Annotated in this window: 18 protein-coding genes and 1 riboswitch; of the genes, 10 read left to right on the plus strand and 8 right to left on the minus strand. The window is 74.4% G+C overall.

Annotation, left to right across the window (positions count from 1 at the left end):
* Nucleotides 1-92: 92 nt before the first annotated feature.
* Nucleotides 93-2,630, minus strand: a complete 2,538-nt coding sequence (locus tag J0910_RS00600) for a ribonucleoside-diphosphate reductase subunit alpha (RefSeq protein WP_420156547.1) — start codon at nucleotides 2,628-2,630, stop codon at nucleotides 93-95.
* A 136-nt stretch (nucleotides 2,631-2,766) separates the two neighbouring features.
* Nucleotides 2,767-3,027: riboswitch (cobalamin riboswitch) on the minus strand.
* Between the two features lie 108 nt (nucleotides 3,028-3,135).
* Between J0910_RS00600 and J0910_RS00605 the strand changes: the two genes are divergently transcribed.
* Complete coding sequence (locus tag J0910_RS00605) at nucleotides 3,136-3,771, plus strand: HAD family hydrolase (protein ID WP_420156548.1); 636 nt, start codon at nucleotides 3,136-3,138, stop codon at nucleotides 3,769-3,771.
* Between the two features lie 99 nt (nucleotides 3,772-3,870).
* Here J0910_RS00605 and J0910_RS00610 read toward each other — a convergent pair whose 3' ends face one another.
* The 3 genes from J0910_RS00610 to J0910_RS00620 all read right to left on the minus strand — a co-directional run bounded on the left by J0910_RS00610 (nucleotide 3,871) and on the right by J0910_RS00620 (nucleotide 7,883).
* Nucleotides 3,871-4,422: a hypothetical protein gene (locus J0910_RS00610; RefSeq protein WP_420156549.1), complete on the minus strand. Its 552-nt coding sequence runs from the start codon at nucleotides 4,420-4,422 to the stop codon at nucleotides 3,871-3,873.
* A gap of 36 nt (nucleotides 4,423-4,458) precedes the next feature.
* The gene (locus J0910_RS00615) at nucleotides 4,459-6,108 is read right to left on the minus strand and encodes an NYN domain-containing protein (RefSeq protein WP_420156550.1); all 1,650 of its coding nucleotides are present in this window, start codon (nucleotides 6,106-6,108) and stop codon (nucleotides 4,459-4,461) included.
* Between the two features lie 101 nt (nucleotides 6,109-6,209).
* A complete protein-coding gene (locus tag J0910_RS00620) occupies nucleotides 6,210-7,883 on the minus strand; it encodes a sigma-70 family RNA polymerase sigma factor (RefSeq protein ID WP_420156551.1) in 1,674 nt (557 codons plus the stop codon).
* Nucleotides 7,884-8,118: 235 nt separating this feature from the next.
* Here J0910_RS00620 and J0910_RS00625 point away from each other — a divergent pair, with 235 nt between their 5' ends.
* Nucleotides 8,119-8,859, plus strand: a complete 741-nt coding sequence (locus tag J0910_RS00625; RefSeq protein WP_420156552.1) for a hypothetical protein — start codon at nucleotides 8,119-8,121, stop codon at nucleotides 8,857-8,859.
* Nucleotides 8,860-9,280: 421 nt separating this feature from the next.
* Here J0910_RS00625 and J0910_RS00630 read toward each other — a convergent pair whose 3' ends face one another.
* Nucleotides 9,281-9,643, minus strand: a complete 363-nt coding sequence (locus tag J0910_RS00630) for a MerR family transcriptional regulator (RefSeq protein WP_420156553.1) — start codon at nucleotides 9,641-9,643, stop codon at nucleotides 9,281-9,283.
* 52 nt (nucleotides 9,644-9,695) lie between these two features.
* On the opposite strand from J0910_RS00630, the gene J0910_RS00635 reads away from it, so the two are divergent.
* Complete coding sequence (locus tag J0910_RS00635; RefSeq protein ID WP_420156554.1) at nucleotides 9,696-10,820, plus strand: alkene reductase; 1,125 nt, start codon at nucleotides 9,696-9,698, stop codon at nucleotides 10,818-10,820.
* Nucleotides 10,821-11,141: 321 nt separating this feature from the next.
* Here J0910_RS00635 and J0910_RS00640 read toward each other — a convergent pair whose 3' ends face one another.
* Both J0910_RS00640 and cutA read right to left on the minus strand, forming a co-directional pair.
* Nucleotides 11,142-11,747, minus strand: coding sequence for a hypothetical protein (locus tag J0910_RS00640; RefSeq protein WP_420156555.1), 606 nt, complete (start codon nucleotides 11,745-11,747; stop codon nucleotides 11,142-11,144).
* Entirely contained in the window at nucleotides 11,744-12,094 is a 351-nt protein-coding gene (gene cutA, locus J0910_RS00645) for a divalent-cation tolerance protein CutA (RefSeq protein ID WP_420156556.1), read from the minus strand. The genes J0910_RS00640 and cutA overlap by 4 nt, the downstream gene beginning before the upstream one ends.
* Before the next feature lie 55 nt (nucleotides 12,095-12,149).
* On the opposite strand from cutA, the gene pyrE reads away from it, so the two are divergent.
* Entirely contained in the window at nucleotides 12,150-12,683 is a 534-nt protein-coding gene (gene pyrE / locus J0910_RS00650) for an orotate phosphoribosyltransferase (protein ID WP_420156557.1), read from the plus strand.
* Between the two features lie 164 nt (nucleotides 12,684-12,847).
* On the opposite strand, the gene J0910_RS00655 is transcribed toward pyrE, so the two are convergent.
* Complete coding sequence (locus J0910_RS00655; RefSeq protein WP_420156558.1) at nucleotides 12,848-13,243, minus strand: RodZ domain-containing protein; 396 nt, start codon at nucleotides 13,241-13,243, stop codon at nucleotides 12,848-12,850.
* Nucleotides 13,244-13,643: 400 nt separating this feature from the next.
* Here J0910_RS00655 and fbaA point away from each other — a divergent pair, with 400 nt between their 5' ends.
* The 6 genes from fbaA to J0910_RS00685 all read left to right on the plus strand — a co-directional run bounded on the left by fbaA (nucleotide 13,644) and on the right by J0910_RS00685 (nucleotide 20,469).
* On the plus strand, nucleotides 13,644-14,666 hold the full coding sequence (gene fbaA / locus J0910_RS00660; RefSeq protein ID WP_420156559.1) for a class II fructose-bisphosphate aldolase: 1,023 nt from the start codon (nucleotides 13,644-13,646) through the stop codon (nucleotides 14,664-14,666).
* A gap of 213 nt (nucleotides 14,667-14,879) precedes the next feature.
* Nucleotides 14,880-15,293 (plus strand): DUF3151 domain-containing protein, encoded by a 414-nt coding sequence (locus tag J0910_RS00665; protein WP_420156560.1) that lies wholly within the window; start codon nucleotides 14,880-14,882, stop codon nucleotides 15,291-15,293.
* Between the two features lie 215 nt (nucleotides 15,294-15,508).
* Nucleotides 15,509-16,792, plus strand: a complete 1,284-nt coding sequence (locus J0910_RS00670) for an adenylosuccinate synthase (protein ID WP_420156561.1) — start codon at nucleotides 15,509-15,511, stop codon at nucleotides 16,790-16,792.
* 82 nt (nucleotides 16,793-16,874) lie between these two features.
* Nucleotides 16,875-18,131, plus strand: a complete 1,257-nt coding sequence (gene purD, locus J0910_RS00675; protein ID WP_420156562.1) for a phosphoribosylamine--glycine ligase — start codon at nucleotides 16,875-16,877, stop codon at nucleotides 18,129-18,131.
* 125 nt (nucleotides 18,132-18,256) lie between these two features.
* The gene (purB, locus tag J0910_RS00680; RefSeq protein WP_420156563.1) at nucleotides 18,257-19,564 is read left to right on the plus strand and encodes an adenylosuccinate lyase; all 1,308 of its coding nucleotides are present in this window, start codon (nucleotides 18,257-18,259) and stop codon (nucleotides 19,562-19,564) included.
* Nucleotides 19,561-20,469: a phosphoribosylaminoimidazolesuccinocarboxamide synthase gene (locus J0910_RS00685; RefSeq protein WP_420156564.1), complete on the plus strand. Its 909-nt coding sequence runs from the start codon at nucleotides 19,561-19,563 to the stop codon at nucleotides 20,467-20,469. The genes purB and J0910_RS00685 overlap by 4 nt, the downstream gene beginning before the upstream one ends.
* Nucleotides 20,470-20,530 lie beyond the last annotated feature (61 nt).

The raw sequence follows: 20,530 nt of genomic DNA on the forward strand, positions 1-20,530 counted from the left end.
TCTTTCCAAGTCGGTGGTGGTGCGCCAGGGGGCCGGGCGGGGCGGGCGGCGCCCCTCGGAGGGGTGCGCCGCCCTCGCCCCGCGGGGCCGCGCTACTGGCAGGCTTCGCAGTCCGGGTCGTCGATCGAGCAGAGCGCGCCGGCGTCCGGGTCGATCTCCGGAGCGGTGGACGCGGGCGCCTCGGCGGAGGGCCGGGCGGCCGGGGACGGCGCCGGGGACGGGGCCGCCGCGGGGGCGGCCGCCGGGGCCGCGGCCGGGGTGGCCGAGACCGCGTTGAGCCGGCCGTCGGTGCCCTTCAGGGTCGACTTCTCCACGTGCGTCGCGCTCTGCGCGCGCAGGTAGTAGGTGGTCTTGAGGCCCTTGCGCCAGGCCCGCCGGTACAGCGTGTCCAGCTTCTTGCCGCTCGGCGCCGCCATGTACAGGTTGAGCGACTGCGCCTGGTCGATCCACTTCTGGCGGCGGGCCGCGGCGTCCACCAGCCAGGTCGGGTCGAGCTCGAACGCGGTGGCGTAGAGCTCCTTCAGGTCGTCGGGCACCCGGGCGATCGGGCCGAGGCTGCCGTCGTGCAGCTTGAGCTGGGTGACCATGTCGGCGTCCCACAGGCCGCGCGCCTTGAGGTCGCGGATCAGGTAGGGGTTGACCACGGTGAAGTCGCCGGACATGTTCGACTTCACGAACAGGTTGCGGTAGATCGGCTCGATCGACTGGCTCACCCCGGTGATGTTGGCGATGGTCGCGGTCGGCGCGATCGCCATCACGTTGGAGTTGCGCATCCCCTGGGTGCGCACCTTCTCCCGGAGCGAGTCCCAGTCCAGCCGGGAGGAGTAGTTGGCGTCCAGGTCGCCGTCGCGGGCCTCGGCCACGGTGCGCAGCGAGTCCAGCGGGAGCACGCCCTTGCTCCACAGCGAGCCCTCGAAGGACTCGTAGGAGCCGCGCTCGGCGGCCAGCTCGGAGGAGGCCGCGATGGCGTGGTAGGAGATCAGCTCCATCGACTCGTCGGCGAACTCCACCGCCCGCTGCGAGCCCATCGGCAGGCGCAGCTCGAAGAGGGCGTCCTGGAAGCCCATCAGACCCAGGCCGACCGGGCGGTGCCGCATGTTGGCCCGCTCCGCCTCGGGGATGGTGTAGAAGTTCACGTCGATGACGTTGTCCAGCATCCGGACGGCGGTGCGCACGGTGCGCTCCAGCCGCTCGGTGTCCAGCCGGCCGCCCTCGACGTGCTGGGCCAGGTTGACCGAGCCGAGGTTGCAGACCGCCACCTCATCGCCGGCCTTGGTGTTCAGGGTGATCTCGGTGCACAGGTTGGACGAGTGCACCACGCCGGCGTGCTGCTGCGGCGAGCGCAGGTTGCACGGGTCCTTGAAGGTGATCCACGGGTGGCCGGTCTCGAACAGCATGGTCAGCATGCGCCGCCACAGGTCGACCGCGGGGACCTTGCGGAACACCTTGATCTCGCCGGCCTCGGCGGCCCGCTCGTAGGCCTCGTACCGCTCGGCGAACGCCTTGCCGTACAGGTCGTGCAGGTCCGGCACCTCGTCCGGGGAGAACAGCGTCCACTGGCCGCCGGCCTCGACCCGCCGCATGAACAGGTCCGGCACCCAGTTGGCGGTGTTCATGTCGTGCGTGCGGCGGCGCTCGTCGCCGGTGTTCTTCCGCAGGTCGAGGAATTCCTCGATGTCGATGTGCCAGGTCTCCAGGTAGGCGCAGACCGCGCCCTTGCGCTTGCCGCCCTGGTTGACCGCGACCGCGGTGTCGTTGGCGATCTTGAGGAACGGGACCACGCCCTGGCTCTGGCCGTTGGTGCCGCGGATCCGGGCGCCGATGCCGCGGATCGGGGTCCAGTCGTTGCCCAGGCCGCCGGAGTACTTGGAGAGCAGGGCGTTGTCGGAGATGCCCTTGAAGATCGACTGCAGGTCGTCGTCGACGGTGGTCAGGAAGCAGGACGACAGCTGGGAGTGGCGGGTGCCGGAGTTGAACAGGGTCGGCGTGGAGGCCATGAAGTCGAACGAGGAGAGCAGCTCGTAGAACTCCACGGCGCGGGCGTCCCGGTCGTCCTCGTTGAGCGCCAGGCCCATCGCGACCCGCATGAAGAACGCCTGCGGCAGCTCGTAGCGGGTGCCCTCGCTGTGCAGGAAGTAGCGGTCGTAGAGGGTCTGCATGCCGAGGAAGGTGAACTGCAGGTCGCGCTCGGGGCGGAGCGCGGCCCCCAGCCGGGCCAGGTCGAACTTCTCCAGCCGCGGGTCGAGCTGCTCCAGCTGCACGCCGCGCGCCACGTAGCCGGCGAAGTAGTCCGCGTAGCGGAGCGCCATCTCGCCCTCGCTCGCGGAGTCCGCCGCCCCGGAGATGAAGGTCAGCGCCTCGCGCCGGAGCGCGCCGAGCAGCAGCCGGGCGGCCAGCGGGGAGTAGTCGGGGTCCTCCTCGACGTGGCTGCGCGCCGCCATGATCAGCGCGAGCTCCAGCTCCTCGTCGGTGATGCCCGGGTAGAGGCCCTTGCGCGCCTCCGCGATGACCGCCTCGGGGCTGACCCCGGCCAGTCCGGTGCTCGCCTCGCGGACCACGTCGCCGATCCGCTCCGCCGGGTCCGGGCTGTTCGCCTCCGGAACCGCGACGGGCTCGGTGTCGAGGGTCATCTGCTCGCTCCAACCAGGTAGTCGTCGACCGGTTGGGGTTCCGAAGGCCGGAGCGCGCGAACCAGGGGAGCGCCCACGACCGTCGAGCCCCCCTATGCCCACGGCGGCCCGCCCACGAGGCCCCGTTTCGTTGTGCGCCGGGCGCACACCGGTGGCAGGTCTTCGGACTCGCGGGCGACGTCCGGCTGAGCGCCGTCCGGCCTACTCGCCGCCGCTTCCCGGGAGCCTGAGCGCCCAGTGCCGTGGCGACTTTCGGAAGCGCGCCGCCCGGTTCCCCCCGGGGGCCGGCGCGCCGCTTCCCGCTTACCGCTGCGGGGCAGTCCCGGAGTTCCACCGGGTTCCCTCTTGCCCCACCCGGAGCATCCGCCCCAGGTGAACCACCAGTGGAAGAGATACTACATCTGGTGGCACCCGAGCGCGACCACCGCAAGATAGCCGTGTTTCACATGCGACGCGCCCGCTCCGGCCGTTGTCCGCAACGCGCTGCGGAGATAAGCTCCGCGCGATGACGCGACTACACATCTTCGACCTGGACGGCACCCTGCTGCACGGAACCAGCGCCCCCCTGGAGATCGCCCGCGTCACCGGGACCGGGCCCCGGCTGACCGAGCTGGAGCACCGCTTCTCCGCAGGCGAGCTGGACAGCCGCGGCTTCGCCGCGGAGCTCTTCTCGCTCTGGGGGCACCTCACCGAGGAGCACGTGGACGAGGCGTTCGCCGGCAGCCCGTTCCTGGAGGGGATCGCCGAGGTCTGCGCCGACATCCGGAAGCGCGGTGAGCGCTCCCTGGTCATCACGCTCTCCCCGGGGTTCTACGCGCGCCGGTTGCACGCCTTCGGCTTCGACGAGATCGTCGCCTCGGACTTCCCCGACCCGCCCTTCCCCGGACCGCCGGACCCGGAGCGCATCCTACGCCCGCAGGACAAGGTCCGCATCGCGGAGGAGGCGCGCGCCGCCGCCGGAATCCCGCTGGAGATGTGCACCGCCTACGGCGACTCGCTCTCCGACGCGCCGCTCTTCGGGCACGTGGGCGGATCGGTGTCGGTCAACGGGGACCACCACGTGGCCGCCCTCGCCACCGCCGCCTACACCGGGCGGAGCCTGCCCGAGGCCTACGCCCTGGGCCGCTCCCTGGCCGCCTGAGGCCCTGCGGGGCGGGGACGGGAGGGCGCCGCGGACCCGCCGGGCGGCGGCCGCGGATGTTGCGGACCTCTCAGTGCGGCCCGGCCGGACCGGGCCGGGTCAGTCCAGCATCCGGTCCAGGGCGTCCTCGGGCAGGCCGAGGTCGACCCGGACCCGGTAGCGGATCCGGAGCAGCTCCATCAGCAGGTCGTGCACGTAGGGCGAGACGTCCTGGTGGCGGAAGCGCTCCACGCCGAGGGTGGCCCACGACTGGGCGGCCTTCAGGTCGCCGTGCGCCTGCAGGGTCTCCGCGATGTGGATGTAGGTGGGCAGGTTGCGCGGCCCCTCGGCGCGCAGCCGCTCCAGCTGGGCGTAGGCGTCGTCGACCAGGTCCAGTTCGAGCAGCGCCCCGGCGAGCAGGGCGCGCGCGTCGATGATGGTGATGCCGCCGTCGTCGATGGCACGCCGGTAGGCGCGCGCGGCGAGCTCGAACTCCTGGGCCATCTCCCACTGCTCGCCGGCCCGGACGAACAGCTCGGCCCGGGAGATCTCGCTGTCGGCGTCCACGCTGTCGGCCAGCCCGAGGAGTTCCGCCGCCACCTCTGCATGGTCGCCGGACTGGACGGCCCGGAATTCCAGGCGGTCCAGATCGGCCGTCGTCACTCGGGTCACTGCCAGCCTCCCTCGGTGCTCACCGCTGCGCCGCGCTCACTCCCGGGCGCGCTCCAGCGCCTCCCAGAACCCCTGCCGCAGCGCCTCGCGCACCTCGTCGCGGAGCAGGTAGTCGATCGGCAGCGCCGAGCCCTGGAGCAGCCGCGCCTCCAGGTCCGAGGGCATCCGGGGGCGGCGCACCAGCACCGCCTCCAGCCACAGCGCCGGCGCGTCGCGGGCGATGGACTCGGCGAAGTCGTTCCCCTCTCGGCGCGCGACATTCACCGCCTCCTCGATCGTCCGCGCGGCCGACGCCCCCGCGTAGTCCGCGCTCGGGACGGGATCGGTGTAGGGCCCGTGCTGGACCCTGGGTCGGAGCCTGGGACCAGTAGCGTCCGGGGGGCGGACCCCCGGGGCGCCTCCCCGCGGGGAGTCACCCTCCGTACTGGTCCCAAAAGTAGGGTTTGGCCCGGTACCCCCTCCGAAACCCGGGTTCTCCCCGGTGGTCGGTCCGTACCGGGGGTCCGGCGGGGCCGGTGCTCTGCCGGGCGGCGCTTCGTGCTCGTAGCCGGCCGGCTGCTGGTGGCGCGGGCCCGCCGGGTGGCCGGGAGCGGCCATCGGCGCGTGCGCCCCGGTCTGCGCCTGCTGCGGCGGCTGGGCGGGCTGCACCGGCTGCTGCGGCACGGGCTGCGGCGGAGCGCCGTAGGCCGGCTGCGGCCCGGTCGCCGAGGAGGCCGCGAAGCCGCCGTGCGCACCGGTGGCCGAGGCGCCCGGCGAGGCGTCGCGGAGGCTCTGGTGCGCACCGGTGGCGGACGGGGCGTGCGAGGCGCGCGGCCCGGTGGGGAAGCCGTTCGCGTCGATCGGCCCGGACGCGGAGCGCGGCGGCTCCGCCCCGGCCTGCGGGGCGAGGTGGTCGCCGCCGCGCTGCTGGGCGATGCTGCGCCGCATGGCGCGCAGCTGGTCCATGGCGCTGCCGTTCATCGGCTGCTGGGCTCCGGTCCCGGCGAACACCGGCTCCATGCCGGGGGCGGGGGCCGCCGGGGGCGCCGGCTCCACCCGCTCCGACTCCGGGCTCGCGGTGACCGGCCGGCGCTCGGTCTCGGGGGCCGAGCGGCCGTGCCCGTTGGCCAGCGGCGCGGTGGTCTCCGCCGCCGACTCGGCGGCGGCCGCCCCGGAGAGCAGGGTGACGTAGGGGCGCAGGTGTCCCGCGCCGATCTCGATCAGGTCGTCGCACTCCCGGCGCAGCGCCCGCGAGATGGTCCAGTTGCCCTCCACCGAGACGTGCACGACGGTGACCCGCACCCCGAGGTCCTGCACGTCGGCGACCACTTGGGCCATGTCCTCGTCCCCGCTGACCAGGACCGCCTCGCAGAGCGTCCCGGTCCGGGCGAGCGTGGTCAGATCCCGTTGGACATAGCTCTCGACTCCCTCGCGTCTGCCCGGACGGATGCGTGCGGCTCGGAACTTGATTCCGGGGATGTCCGCGATACCGTCCTGCTCCTGGCTGCGACGGCCGTCCGCCGTCGCCTCGTACCAGTAGCACCGCAGCAGTGGAAGCCCCGTACGGTCCCGCGCGACCTCTTCGAGAAGCCGGGCCAGGCCCGCGTAATCCCATGACACGGAATCCCGGTTCCGGGTCCCGTGCACCGCCATCGCACCGTCGGCGAGGAGGTAGCCGGCGTCGACGAACAGCGCGCTGCGATCCACCCGACACCGCTCCTTCCGTTGTTCGGCACCCCGGAGCCGGTGTTCCCGCACCGGGTCTGTCCAGCGATCGGCATCGGCCCGTGAAAAGGCCGGGCCACAGCCTAACCAAGTCTGTGCCGGTTTGCGTGCCGAGTGCCCGAGTCGGTATCGCGAACCGCGTGTTCACGGCCGCTCCGGGAACCGTTCCGCGGGCCGGAACCGGTGCCCCGCCGGGGCTGCGGCGCCCCGGCCCGCGGCGCCGGTGCGCCCGGGGCCCGGCGGAACCCGGTGGCCCGGTCAGCCGCCGGCCGGCGGTCCCGGCACCGCGGGCTCCTCCGGAGCGCCGGGGGCGCCGGGGACCTCCGGCACCTCGGGGGCGTCCGGGGCCCCGGGCGGCTCGGGCGGGTCCGGCCACTGCGGGTCGGACGGCCGCTCGACCCATCCCGGCGGCCGGGGCGTCTCGGGCCGGTCCGGCCAGTCCGGCCAGCCCGGCCACTCGGGCCACTCCGGCCAGACCGGCGGCTCCGGGATCTCCGGGGGCGCCGGCGGGTCCGGGATCTCCGGCGGTTCCGGGGGGTCCGGCGGCTCGGGGACCTCCGGCGGAGGCGGCTCCTCCTCCGGGGGCGCGGGCCGCTCCGGCGGGGGCGGCTCCTCCTCCGGCGGCTCCGGCGGCGGGGGCTCCTCCTCCGGAGGCGGCGGGGGCGGCTCCTCGGCCGGCGGGGGCGGGGGCTGCTGCTGCGGCGCGGCGGGGGGCGGGGCCGGCGGGTCGGCCGGAGGGGCCGCGGGGGATCCGCGGGCGGGTCGGCGGCCGGCGGCGGAGCGGGCTGCTGCGGCGCCGCGGCCTGCGGCGGCTCCGGCGGGGGCACCTGCTCCTCGTTGCTGACCAGGGCCAGCGCGGCCGCGGCGGCGACCGCCACGGTGGCGCCGCCGGCGGCCGCGGCCTGCTGCTGGCGCTTGGGCAGCCGCCCCCACCAGCCGCCGCCGAGCGCGGCTCCGCCCGGCAGGCTCGCCAGGTACCCGGCGGCGACCGGGCCGGCGAACAGCGGCAGGACCAGCCCGCGCAGCCCGACGTTGACGTCCATCAGCTCGGCGTAGACCTCGCGGCACTGGGAGCACTCGTCCAGGTGCCGGTCGACCGTCCTGGTGTCGCGCTTGGCCAGCCCGCCGCGGACGTAGCCGCCGAGCAGCTCCAGCGCCGGGCGGCAGCTCTCCGCCGCCGCCCCGCCGGCCAGGTGCATCTGCAGGTAGGCGCGGCGCAGCCCTTCGCGGGCGCGGTAGGCCAGCGCGGCGACGGTGTTCGGGTCGCGGCCGAGGATCCCGGCGGCCTCGGCGGGCTTGATGCCCTCGATCTCGGTGTACCAGAGCACCGACTGCCAGTCCGGGCGGAGCGAGAGGAAGGCCCGCGCGATCAGCGACCGCTCCAGCCCCTCGACGGCGGGGTCGACGAACGGCTCGCCGCTGTCGAAGCGCTCCATGTCGTCCGTGACGACCTGCCGCCGGTCCTTGCGGGCCCGGTCGTAGACGCAGTGCCGCAGCGCGGTGAGCAGGTAGGGGCGGAAGCCGTCCCGGGGGCCGCCGCCGCGGCGCACCACGTCGAGCACCCGGGTGAAGGTGTCCGCCACCGCGTCCTCGGCCTCGGCCTCGCCCCGGACCAGCTGCCGGGCCAGGCCGCGGGCCGCGTCCACATGCCGCTCCCACAGCGTTCCGAAGGCCGCGGTATCGCCCCCGCGCACCTGCGAGAGCAGCTCATCGTCACCCGTCTGCGACTCTGCGTCCTCCTGCTGCACGTCGGTCATCCGTCGCCCCCTTCCGCCGTCCCGCCGGCCGCGTCACCCGGCGCCCGCGGAAACCCGCCGGACACCGCTCCGCCCCTCCGCTGAGAAGAGGTCGGAAAAAAATATCCCGCAATCGCGTCATAGCCGCCACCGGAGTCCGTGATCAGGGGTGAAGGCGTTCCGGCGGGGCCCGCCGCAAACGGGGGCGCGGGCCCCTGCCGGAACGGCCTGACCAGCGAGGACAGGAGCTTCAGTGATGGAGGCACCCGAACAGGGCGGATCGGCGCCGGCGGACGAGGCCGCGCAGCGCCGCAGGCTGCGCACCCTCTGGTGCCGCAGGAGCAGACTCACCGGATGGGACCCGCCGGACGACTGGTGGACGCCGGTGGTGGACCACATCTGCGAGGCCGCGGTGCGCGGCGGCGACCTCGTCCCCGGCTGCCTCCGCTTCGGCCAGGCCCGGGCCCGGTCGGGGGTGGGCATCGGCGCGACCATCACCGACTTCGCCGCGCTCACCGACGTGCTCGGCTGGGCGGAGCCGCCGCTGCCGCTGGTGCGCGCGCTCGCCGAGGGGTGGGTGGACGGCGGCCGCTCCACCGAGGAGTGCCAGGACCCGCTGACCGGCCTGGCGACCGCGGCCTTCCTGCGCACCCGGATCGGCGAGCTGTACCGGGGCGGCGAGCAGTCCGGCGAGCACCGGCTGGTCATCGTGGCCCTGGACCCGACCGCCGACCCGTGGCGGCGCACCGCGCAGCTCATCGTCCTCGGCCACGAGCTGAACCGGTACTTCGTCCGCGCCGAGTCGATCGCGCTGCTGAGCCGGACCCGGCTCGCGGTGCTCACCCGGGCCTCCGCCGACCTCGGCGAGCGCGCCCGCCACCTGCGCGAGAACATCTGCCGCGAGCACGGCGCCGAGCTGTGGACGGTCCCGCTGCCCGACCGCCCGGAAGAGGCCCGCTCCCTGCTCAACGACATCGGGAGGCCCCTCTCCACCTGACCGCCGGCGGCCCGGGAGCCCTCCCGGGCCCGACCGGTCCGAAGCGCCGCCGGCGCCGAGCGGCCCCGCAGAGGGGGCGGGGCCCGGCGCCGGCGGCCGCCGGCCCGCGGCGCCCCGCAGAGGGGGCGGGAGCACCCGGGCCGGCGCCCACCGGGCACGCGCCCGGTGCGGGCCGCCCGGCCGACGCCGGGGAGCGCCTTCTGGCCCCGAGAGGGGCGGCCTCCCCGCCGGCCCCGGCGGCAGGGGGCGCACCCGCTTGGGGAGGCGGGCGCGCCCCCGCTGCTCTCCCGCCGGCCCGCAGGAGGACCGCCGCTTCCGCGGCGCCGCCCCTCCCCCGCGATGATCTTGACGTTGCGGGGCTGTCCAAGCCTGTTGATGGCCCCGCAACGTCAAGATCATCGCCCGGGGGGCGCCCGCCCGGTCAGTGCACCGCGAGGGCCTCGTCGATGACCTCGTCCAGGACGTCGCGGGAGCGGAGCAGGTCGCCGATCATCCGGTCGATCCGGGCCCGCTCCACCTGGAGCGCCTCGGCCAGTTCGGGTGTGGCGGTCTTCGCCGGGCCCTCGCCCGGGTCGTTCAGGCAGGGCAGCAGCAAGCCGATCTTCTCGCTGCACAGGCCGGCCGCGAACAGCTCCTGGATCCGGATGACCCGGCCCACCGCGGACTCGGGAAAGTCCCGGTGGCCGCCGGGGGTGCGCTCGGCCCCGATCAGGCCGAGCTTCTCGTAGTAGCGCAGCGACCGCTCGCTCACCGCGGTCCTGCGGGCCAGTTCTCCGATTCGCACGGCGCCTCCCGGGCTTGAATCTGACACCGGTGTCAGATCCTACGCTCCAGCCATGCCGAACAACGAGACCTCTCCGCTCCTCACCCCCTACACCCTCGGCTCCCTGGAGCTGCCCAACCGGATCGCGATGGCGCCGATGACCCGCTACCGCGGCGACGAGGACGGCGTCCCGCTGCCGATCGTCGCCGACTACTACGCCCAGCGCGCCGGCGCCGGGCTCATCGTCAGCGAGGGCATCTGGCCCTCCTTCAGCGGGCAGAGCGGATGGCGCATCCCCGGCCTGGTCACCGAGGACCAGGTGCGCGGCTGGCGGCGGGTGACCGACGCGGTGCACGCCGCCGGCGGCCGGATCGCCGCCCAGCTGATGCACGCCGGCCGGAACACCCACCCCGACTCCCGGATCGACGGCGGGCACCCGCTGGCCCCGTCCCCGGTACCGCAGCCGCTCCCGGTGCACACCCGGTACGGCAAGGCCGAGCCGCTGGTCCCCGCCGAGATGACCGCCGAGGACATCCGCGCGGCGGTGGCCGACCACGCCCGCTCCGCGCGCAACGCGATCCGGGCCGGGTTCGACCTGGTGGAGCTGCACGGCGCCAACAGCTACCTGATCCACCAGTTCCTCGCCGACAACACCAACCTGCGCACCGACGCCTACGGCGGCGCGGGGCGGGCCCGGTTCGCCGCCGAGGCGGTGCGCGCGGTGGCCGAGGAGATCGGCGCGGAGCGCACCGCGATCCGGCTCTCCCCCGGCAACACGCAGTTCGGGATGGCCGAGGCCGACCCGGCGCCGGTCTACCGCGCGCTCCTGGGCGAGCTGGACCCGCTGGGCCTGGCCTACCTGCACCTGACCGAGGCCGCCGGGTCCGGCTACGCCTCCCTGGCCGACCTGCGGCCGCGGTGGAGCGGGACGCTGATCGCCAACGTCGGCGAGAACGGGGAGGCCACCACCAAGGAGGCGGCCGAGGAGGTGCTCGGCTCCGGCCGCGCCGACCTGGTCTCCTTCGGCCGGGCCTTCATCAGCAACCCGGACCTGCCGCACCGGTTCGCCACCGGCGCGCCGGTGGCCCCGCCGGAGACCAAGGAGCCCGGAGCGAAGAAGCACTGGTACAGCCATGGCCCGGAGGGCTACACCGACTACCCGGTGTCCTCCGCCGAACCGCTCGCGGCCGCGCGGTGAGCCGGGCGAGCGCCTGGGCCGGGCCGCCGACCGGGCGGTCTGGCCCGGCCGCCTCCGGTGCTCTGCCCGCACCCGCACGGCGGGGCCGCCGAACGCAGCGGAAGAGGAGCGGTCTCGGCTGCGGGCAAGGCCCCGCCCCGGAGGGACACCGGTCCGACGGCCCTGCTCAGCGGCCTCCGGCGTCCCGCTCGCAGCCATGCGGTGAGCCCGATGGGCGCCCCGGCGAGGGCGGTGCCGCCGGAGGCCGGGGACCCCGCCCCGCAGAAGCACCGGCCCGGCCACCGGCCGCCGGCCCCCTGCTCAGCCCCCCGGCGGCCCCGTTCAGAGCCGGGCGATGAGGTCGGCGAGCGCCGCGGCCGGATCGGTGCCGGGGGCGGTGGCGTCGGCCACCGGCCAGCCGCGCATCCCGGCCAGGCGGGCGGTGGGGGCGTGCCGCGGGTCGGTGAGCAGGTAGCCGCAGGGGGCGTCCGGCCAGTCCGACACCTGGGGCAGCGGCTCGGTCCGGTACCCGGGCGGCGCCTGCGGACCGGCGAGCGGCTCCGCGTCCCCGTCCTCCGTGCCCTGTGCGCCCTGCGGGTTCTGCGCGGCGCGCAGCTCGTCGCGGGTGGTGCCGCCGGGCGCCGGCATCAGCGCGTCGACCAGGACGTACCCGGCCGGGGGCCGGTGCGCGGCGCGCTGCGCGGCGCCGATCGCGGCGGCCAGCGGACCGGCCTCGCCGACCGCCACCAGCAGCGGGTTCTCCGGGGCCGCGGCGGCGATGCGCAGCGAGGCGGCGGCCACCCAGCGGGCCGCGTACGGCGGGCCGCCGGGGCCGGGCGCCTCGACGACGAGGGGGGCCTCCAGCCCCGCGGCGAGCGCGCGCTCCCCCTCGCCGGCCCCGCCGAGCAGCAGCACCGGCGCGGCCGCCCGCGGCGGGCCCGGGCTCACCTGACCGGTCGGGTCTCGTCGACGACCCAGTCCAGGTACTCGGCGGAGCCGCCGGCCACCGGGACGGCGACGACCTCGGGCACGTCGTAGGGGTGCGCCTCGGTGAGGTGGGCGGTGAGGGCGTCCAGCCGGTCGGCGGCGGTCTTCAGCACGACCAGCCACTCCTCGTCGGCCCGGACCTGCTCCTCCCACCGGTAGAAGCTCGTGATCGGCCCGCCGACCTGGGCGCAGGCGGCCAGCCGGTGCTCGACGGCGGAGCGGGCCAGCGCCTCGGCGTCGGCCCTGCTCCCGGCGGTGGTCTCCACCCGGACGTGCTGGTGCCCGTCCACGGGCTCCGGCTCTGCCATGTCCACCCACTTCGGCTGCTCGGAACGGTGATCGACAGGTTCTAGGCTCACAGGCATGAGCGACCGCGAAGAACTCCTCCGACACGTCAACGATAAGGCCGTGGTGCACGGCCGCGTCACCCTGTCCTCCGGCCAGGAGGCCGACTACTACGTCGACCTGCGCCGGGTGACCCTGGACGGGGAGGCCGCCCCGCTGGTCGGCCGGGTGATGCTGGAGGCCACCGCCGACCTGGACTACGACGCCGTGGGCGGGCTGACCCTGGGCGCCGACCCGGTGGCGGCCTCGATGCTGCACGCCGCGGCGGCGTCCGGGCGGCGGCTGGACGCGTTCGTGGTGCGCAAGGCGGGCAAGGCGCACGGCCTGCAGCGCCGGATCGAGGGGCCGGACGTCGCCGGGCGCCGGGTGCTCGCCGTGGAGGACACCTCCACCACGGGCGGCTCGGTGCTCACCGCGGTGGAGGCGCTGCGCGAGGCCGGGGCCGAGGTGGTCGGGGTCGCGGTGATCGTGGACCGGGGCGCCCGGGACAAGGTGGCCGGCGAGGGGCTGCCCTACCGGGCCGCGTTCGACCTGTCCGACCTGGACGTCTGAGGTTCTTCCGCCGCCTCTTCCGCCCCGGGCGCCCGGGGCGGGTCCGGCCCGCTCCCGCGCCCGGGGGGCGGGCCGCCGCCTTTCCGATGATCTCGACGTTGCGGGGGTATCAGAGCGCTCTGATACCCCCGCAACGTCGAGATCATCGGGATGGGAGGGCGGGGCTATCCGGGGGAGCCGCCCTCCACCAGGAAAGACTTGCCGGCCTCCTGGCCGGCGAGGTCCTTGAGTTCGCCGTTCACGTAGACCTCGACGGCGTCCGGCTCGGAGACCGAGACGTCCATCGCGTCGTGGTCGTAGCTGAGGTACTGGCCCTGGGTCATGGTGGTGTCGGTGAGCACCTCGCCGCCCGGAATGCGCACCAGGACATCGCTGGAGTCGCCGACCACCTTGATGTAGAGCACGCTGTCGTCGGCGTCGCCCACCTCCTCCGCGCCGTCCGCGGCGGGCTCGGAGGGCTGCGCCGGCGCGGCGTTGCCCGGGAGCGAGTTGTAGAGGAAGAACCCGCCGAGCGCGACCAGCGCGACGAACAGCGCGATCGCCGCGGCGATCGCCGCCACCTGGCCTGCGCCTCTCGGGTCATTGCGATGTCGTCCCACGTGCCTGAATGTAGCGTGAATCACGCATGGCATTCGAGGGAGGGTGTCCTGATACACCCTTGATGAGAATTTTTCCTTCCGATATCCGGCTCTCCACCCGCGCCGCAGCGCCGATCAGGGCGCGTTGGCCGCATCCGGCCCACCGGTGCACGCGAGGCTCCGGACTCCCCCGTTCTTCGCATCGGCGGACACGGCACGCATACCGCCATTGGACTGGACATTTGGTCTAGACCTTTCCCGGGGCGAGGTCCGTTCGCGATACTGGGTCCGCACCCCCTCCCCCTCCCGGCGCCCCGCCGGGCCCTCCGGGAGGATGGGGGGAGACCGCTAAGGACATCCAGGCCGACCAGGGAGTCACACCATGCCCATCGCGACCCCAGAGGTCTACACCGAGATGCTGGCCCGCGCGAAGTCCCAGGGCTTCGCCTACCCGGCGATCAACGTGACCTCCAGCCAGACCCTGCACGCCGCCCTGCGCGGCTTCGCCGAGGCCGAGAGCGACGGCATCGTGCAGATCTCCACCGGCGGCGCCGAGTTCCTCTCCGGCGCGACGGTGAAGGACATGGTCACCGGCTCGGTCGCGTTCGCCGAGTACGCGCGGATCGTCGCCGACAAGTACCCGGTCAACATCGCGCTCCACACCGACCACTGCCCCAAGGAGAAGCTGGACGGGTTCGTCCGCCCGCTGCTGCAGATCTCCAAGGAGCGGGCGGCCGCCGGGCAGCAGCCGCTGTTCCAGTCGCACATGTGGGACGGCTCCGCGGTGCCGCTGGAGGAGAACCTGGAGATCGCCACCGAGCTGCTGGCCCTCTCCAAGGCCGCCGGCACGATCCTGGAGATCGAGGTCGGCGTGGTCGGCGGCGAGGAGGACGGCATCGTCGGCGAGATCAACGACAAGCTGTACACCACCCCCGAGGACGCGCTGCGCACCGCCGAGGCGCTCGGCCTGGGCGAGAACGGCTACTACATGACCGCGCTGACCTTCGGCAACGTGCACGGCGTGTACAAGCCCGGACACGTCAAGCTCCGCCCGGAGGTGCTCAAGGAGGCGCAGCAGGCCGTCGGCGCGAAGTACGACCGCACCCGCCCGTTCGACTTCGTCTTCCACGGCGGCTCCGGCTCCACCCTGGAGGAGATCCACGCCGCCATCGAGTACGGCGTGGTGAAGATGAACATCGACACCGACACCCAGTACGCCTTCACCCGCCCGATCGCGGACCACATGCTGAAGAACTACGATGGCGTGCTTAAGGTCGACGGCGAGGTCGGGAACAAGAAGCAGTACGACCCGCGCGCCTACGGCAAGGCCGCCGAGGCTGGCATGGCCGAGCGCGTCGCCGAGGCCAGCCGGCAGCTGAAGTCCGCGGGGAACAAGATGTCCTGACCCGCGCTCCGAGACCGGCCCCCGGTTCCCAGCGGACTCGGGGGCCGAGGTGCGCCCGGCCGCCTGCAATCCTTGGGCGGACGCAAACGGCCGGGCGCGCCGCCCGCCCCCTCCGGGGAGGGGCGGCGCGCGGCACCCGCGGAGGCGCCCCGCCCGCGGCGGAAGGGCTCCGCCCACCGCCCGCGCCCGGCCCCGCGCTGGCAGGATGGGGCCATGGATCCGCATCAGAACCTGCTCGGGGAGCCGCCGGCCACCCGCCTCCCCGACCTGACCGAAGCCCGCGAGGCGCTCGCCTCCGGCACCGACGCCACCGAGGTCGCCGCGCGCTTCCCGGCCTACTCCGCCGCCTGGGCCGCCCTGGCCGAGCAGGCGCTGGCCGAGTCCCGGCCGGTCGCCGCCTACGCCTACGCCCGCACCGGCTACCACCGGGGCCTGGACCAGCTGCGCCGGGCCGGGTGGAAGGGCCACGGCCCCGTCCCCTGGGAGCACGGGCCCAACCAGGGCTTCCTGCGCGCGCTGGCCGCGCTGGGCAAGGCCGCGGCCGCCATCGGCGAGGCCGAGGAGGCCGAGCGCTGCTCCTCCTTCCTGGCCGACAGCAGCCCCGAGGCCGCCCGCGAGCTGGCCTAGGCGCCACCGCGGGAGGGCGGCGGGCGGTCCGCGCAGGCCGGACCCCCGCCGGCCCGCGGAGCCGCGCCGAGAGCCGTACTGACCGGGCAATTCACCGCTTAACGAGCGGGCGGCGGTCGTGTACGCTCTAGACGCAAGGGCCCCTGTCGCTTTCTTGCGCCAGGGGCTTACCCGTGTCCGGGCCGCGGACCGAACGATTGAAGAGGTAGACCCGCATGCCGGCGATCACGCTCGTTGGGGCGCAGTGGGGAGACGAGGGCAAGGGCAAGGCGACCGACCTTGTGGGCGACCGCGTGGACTACGTGGTGCGCTACCAGGGCGGCAACAACGCCGGCCACACCGTCGTCATCGGAGACCAGAAGTACGCGCTGCACCTGCTGCCGTCCGGGATCCTCTCGCCGGACGTGGTGCCCGTCATCGCCAACGGGGTCGTCATCGACCCGGCCGTGCTCTTCGAGGAGCTCGGCGGGCTGCAGGCGCGCGGCGTCGACACCTCCAAGCTGCTGATCTCCGCCAACGCGCACCTGATCATGCCCTACCACCGGGAGCTCGACAAGGTCAGCGAGCGGTTCCTGGGCAAGGGGAAGATCGGCACCACCGGGCGCGGCATCGGCCCGACCTACGCCGACAAGATCTCCCGGGCCGGCGTGCGCGTGCAGGACATGTTCGACGAGAAGATCCTGCGCAAGAAGGTCGAGCTGGCGCTCAACGACAAGAACCAGGTCCTCACCAAGGTCTACAACCGGCGCGGCCTGGAGGCCGAGCGGATCATCGAGGACTACCTGGGCTACGCCGAGCGGATCCGGCCGCACGTCACCGACACCTCCCTGGTGCTGAACAAGGCGCTCGACGAGGGCAGGAACGTCTACCTGGAGGGCTCCCAGGGCACCCTCCTCGACATCGACCACGGCACCTACCCGTTCGTCACCTCCTCCTCCCCCACCTCCGGCGGCGCCTGCGCCGGCGCGGGCATCGGCCCCACCCGGATCACCAAGGTCGTCGGCATCCTGAAGGCCTACACCACCCGGGTCGGCTCCGGCCCGTTCCCGACCGAGCTGCACGACGAGTGGGGCGAGTGGCTGCGCACCCAGGGCCACGAGTTCGGCGTCACCACCGGGCGCAACCGCCGCTGCGGCTGGTTCGACGCGCCGATCGCCCGGTACGCCACCCGGGTCAACGGCATCACCGACTTCTTCCTCACCAAGCTGGACGTGCTCACCGGCCTGGAGAAGATCCCGGTCTGCGTCGGCTACGACATCGACGGCTCCCGGCACGACGAGATCCCGATGACCCAGACCGACTTCCACCACGCCGTCCCGGTCTACGAGGAGCTGGACGGCTGGAGCGAGGACATCACCGGGGTCCGCTCCTTCGCCGAACTTCCCAAGACCGCCCAGGCCTACGTGCGTACCCTGGAGGAGATGTCCGGCGCCCCGATCTCGGCCATCGGCGTCGGCCCCGGCCGCGACCAGACCCTGGAGCTGCGCTCCCTGGTCTGAGCGCTCCCCCGACCCGGCGGGCCGGCGTGCACCCGTCCCACCGCCCCTCCCCACGACGAACGACGAACAAAGGGTCCGATACGTGAAAGCCCTGGTACTCGGCGGCGGTGGCCGCGAGCACGCCCTCGTCCGCGCCCTCTCCCTCGACCCGGGTGTCACCGAGCTGCACTGCGCGCCCGGCAACCCCGGGATCTCGGCCCTGGCCGAGAACCACGTGATCAACGTGACCGACGGCCTGGCCGTCACCGAGCTGGCCGCCCGGATCCGGGCCGAGCTGGTGGTGATCGGCCCGGAGGCCCCCCTGGTCGCGGGGGTCGCCGACGCGCTGCGCGACCGCGGCATCCCGGTGTTCGGCCCGGACCGGGAGGCCGCCCGGATCGAGGGGTCCAAGGGCTTCGCCAAGGAGGTCATGGAGGCCGCGGGCGTGCCCACCGCCCGCGCCCGGCTGTGCACCAAGCCGGCCCAGGCGGCCGAGGCGCTGGACGCCTTCGGCCCGCCCTACGTGGTCAAGGCCGACGGGCTGGCCGCGGGCAAGGGCGTGGTGGTCACCGAGGACCGGGCCGCCGCCGAGCGGCACGCCCGGGACTGCGGCCGGGTGGTGGTCGAGGAGTTCCTGGACGGCCCCGAGGTCTCGCTGTTCGTGCTGAGCGACGGCGTGCACGCGGTCCCGCTGCCGCCCGCCCAGGACTTCAAGCGCGCGCACGAGGGCGGCACCGGTCCCAACACCGGCGGCATGGGCGCCTACGTCCCGCTGGGCTGGGCGCCCCCCGGCCTCACCGAGGAGGTCATGGCCTCGGTGGTCGGCCCGACCATCCGGGAGATGGCCAAGCGCGGCCACCGCTACCAGGGGCTGCTCTACGTCGGCCTGGCGCTGACCTCGCAGGGCCCGCGGGTGGTGGAGTTCAACGCCCGGTTCGGCGACCCCGAGGCGCAGGTGGTGCTGGACCGGCTGGCCACCCCGGTGGGCGCGCTGCTGCAGGCCGCCGACACCGGCGGGCTGGGCCGGATCACCTCGCTGGAATGGCGGAACGGCGCCGCGGTGACGGTGGTCGTCGCCGCGGAGGGCTACCCGTCCTCCCCGGCCGCCGGCGACCCGATCGGCGGCCTGGACGCGGCCGGGTCGGTGGACGGCGCCTACGTGCTGCACGCCGGCACCGCCTGGCGCGGCGAGCGGGAGATCGTGTCCAGCGGCGGCCGGGTGCTCAACGTGGTCGGCACCGGGGAGACGCTCGCCGCCGCCCGGGAGCGCGCCTACGAGGCGGTGGGCAAGATCGAGCTGCGCGGCTCCTTCCACCGCACCGACATCGCGGAGCAGGCGGCCGCCGAAGAGCAGGCATAGAGCACCCCGCCGGGAGGGGGCGGCCCCGCCGCCCCCTCCCGGCGGTCCGGTCCGGGGCCCTGCCGTGCGCGCACGGCGGGGCCCCGCCACTCCGCACCCTTCTGAGCTGCTGGAAAGATGGAACCGTGATCGAGCGCTACACCCTTCCGGAAATCGGGCGCGTCTTCAGCGACGCCCACAAGTACGAGCTCTGGTGCCGGGTCGAGACCCTGGTGATGGAGGCGCACGCGGCCGCGGGCACCATCCCGGCCGACTCCGTGGACCCCGTCCGACAGGCGCCCCCGCCCACCCCGGAGCGGGTGGCCGAGATCGAGGCGGTGACCCAGCACGACGTCATCGCCTTCCTGACCGCCTGGGCCGACAACACCGAGCCGCGCGAGGCGGCCAAGTGGGTCCACTTCGGCATGACCTCCTCCGACCTGCTGGACACCGCGCTGGCCGCGCAGCTGGTCGAGGCCACCGACATCCTGCTGGCCAAGGCCGACGCCCTGGTCGCCGTGCTGCGCGACCACGCCCTGGAGCACAGGGCCACGCTGCGGGTCGGCCGCACCCACGGCATCCACGGCGAGCCCGACGTGTGGGGCCACCGGGTCGCCGACTTCGCGTTCGGCATGGCGCGCTCCCGGGACCGGCTGCGCCGCGCCCGCGAGGCGGTCGGCGTGATGGCCATCTCCGGCCCGGTCGGCACCTACTCCAACATCGACCCGGCGGTCGAGGCCTACGTCGCGGAGAAGCTGGGCCTGCGCCCGGCCGACGTCTCCACCCAGGTGGTGCTCCGGGACGGGATCTCCGAGTGGGTCTCCGCGCTGGCGGTCATCGCCACCGTGTGCGAGGCGGTCGCCCTGGAGGTGCGGCACGGCCAGCGCACCGAGGTGCGCGAGCTGTGGGAGCCGTTCGGCAAGGGCCAGAAGGGCTCCAGCGCCATGCCGCACAAGAAGAACCCGATCATGTCCGAGCGGATCTGCGGCATGGCGCGCAACGTCCGCGCGCAGATCGTCCCGGTGATGGAGGGCATCCCGCTCTGGCACGAGCGGGACATCTCGCACTCCTCCACCGAGCGGATCTCGCTGCCGGACGCCGCGATCGCCACCGACTACCTGCTCAACCTGACCACGAAGCTGGTCGGCGGGCTGGTGGTGGACGCCGACCGGATGCGCGCCAACCTGGACTCCACGCACGGCCTGATCTACTCCTCCACCGTGGTCTCCGAGCTGATCGAGACCGGGATGTCCCGCGAGGACGTCTACGCGCTGGTGCAGACCGCCGCGATGCGCACCTGGGACGGCGGCACCCCGTTCCGGGAGACGCTGCGCGAGGAGGCCGCCGCCCGCGGCGCCGGCCTGGACGAGGCCCGGCTGGACGAGGTCTGCCGGCCGGAGCGGTTCGTGCGCCGCCTCTCCGGCGTGTTCGAGCGGCTGGAGAAGCTGGCGTGAGCGGATTCACCGTCAAGCCGGAGCCGGTGCGGGTCCCCGGCCTGACCCACCTGCACACCGGCAAGGTCCGCGAGCTGTACGCCACCGCCTCCGGCGAGCTGGTGATGGTCGCCACCGACCGGGTGTCCGCCTACGACTGGGTGCTGCCCACCGAGGTCCCGGACAAGGGGCGGCTGCTCACCGCGCTGTCGCTGTGGTGGTTCGAGCGCCTGGCCGACCTGGCCCCCTCGCACGTGCTCTCCGACACCCCGCCGGCCGGCGCCCCCGCCGACTGGAAGGGCCGCACCCTGGTCTGCCGCCGGCTGGACATGGTGCAGGTGGAGTGCGTGGCCCGCGGCTACCTGACCGGGTCCGGGCTGGCCGAGTACCGGGAGGGCGGCGCGGTGTGCGGGGTCCCCCTGCCCGCCGGGCTGGAGGACGGCTCCCGGCTGGACGAGCCGGTCTTCACCCCCGCCACCAAGGCCGAGGTGGGCGAGCACGACGAGAACGTCTCGTTCGAGGAGGTCTCCGCCCGGATCGGCGCGGAGCTCGCCGGCGAGCTGCGCGGGCTCACCCTGGCCCTGTACGGCCGGGGCCGGGAGATCGCCGAGGAGCGCGGCGTGCTGCTGGCCGACACCAAGTTCGAGTTCGGCCGGGACGCCGAGGGGCGGCTGGTGCTGGCCGACGAGGTGCTCACCCCGGACTCCTCCCGGTTCTGGCCGGCCGACGGCTGGGCCCCCGGGCGGGCGCAGCCCTCCTACGACAAGCAGATCATCCGCGACTGGCTGACCTCGGCGGAGTCCGGCTGGGACCGGGCCTCCGACACGCCGCCCCCGCCGCTCCCCGACGAGGTGGTGGAGCGCACCCGGGCCAGGTACGTCGAGGTGTACGAGCGGCTCACCGGCTCGCCGGTGCCGTTCGGCTGACCCGCTCCGGGCCCCGGCGCTCCGCGCCGGGGCCCGCGACACGCCGGGACCGGTGATCCCG

This window comes from Nocardiopsis oceanisediminis (assembly GCF_048595525.1).
Lineage (GTDB): Bacteria > Actinomycetota > Actinomycetes > Streptosporangiales > Streptosporangiaceae > Nocardiopsis_A > Nocardiopsis_A oceanisediminis.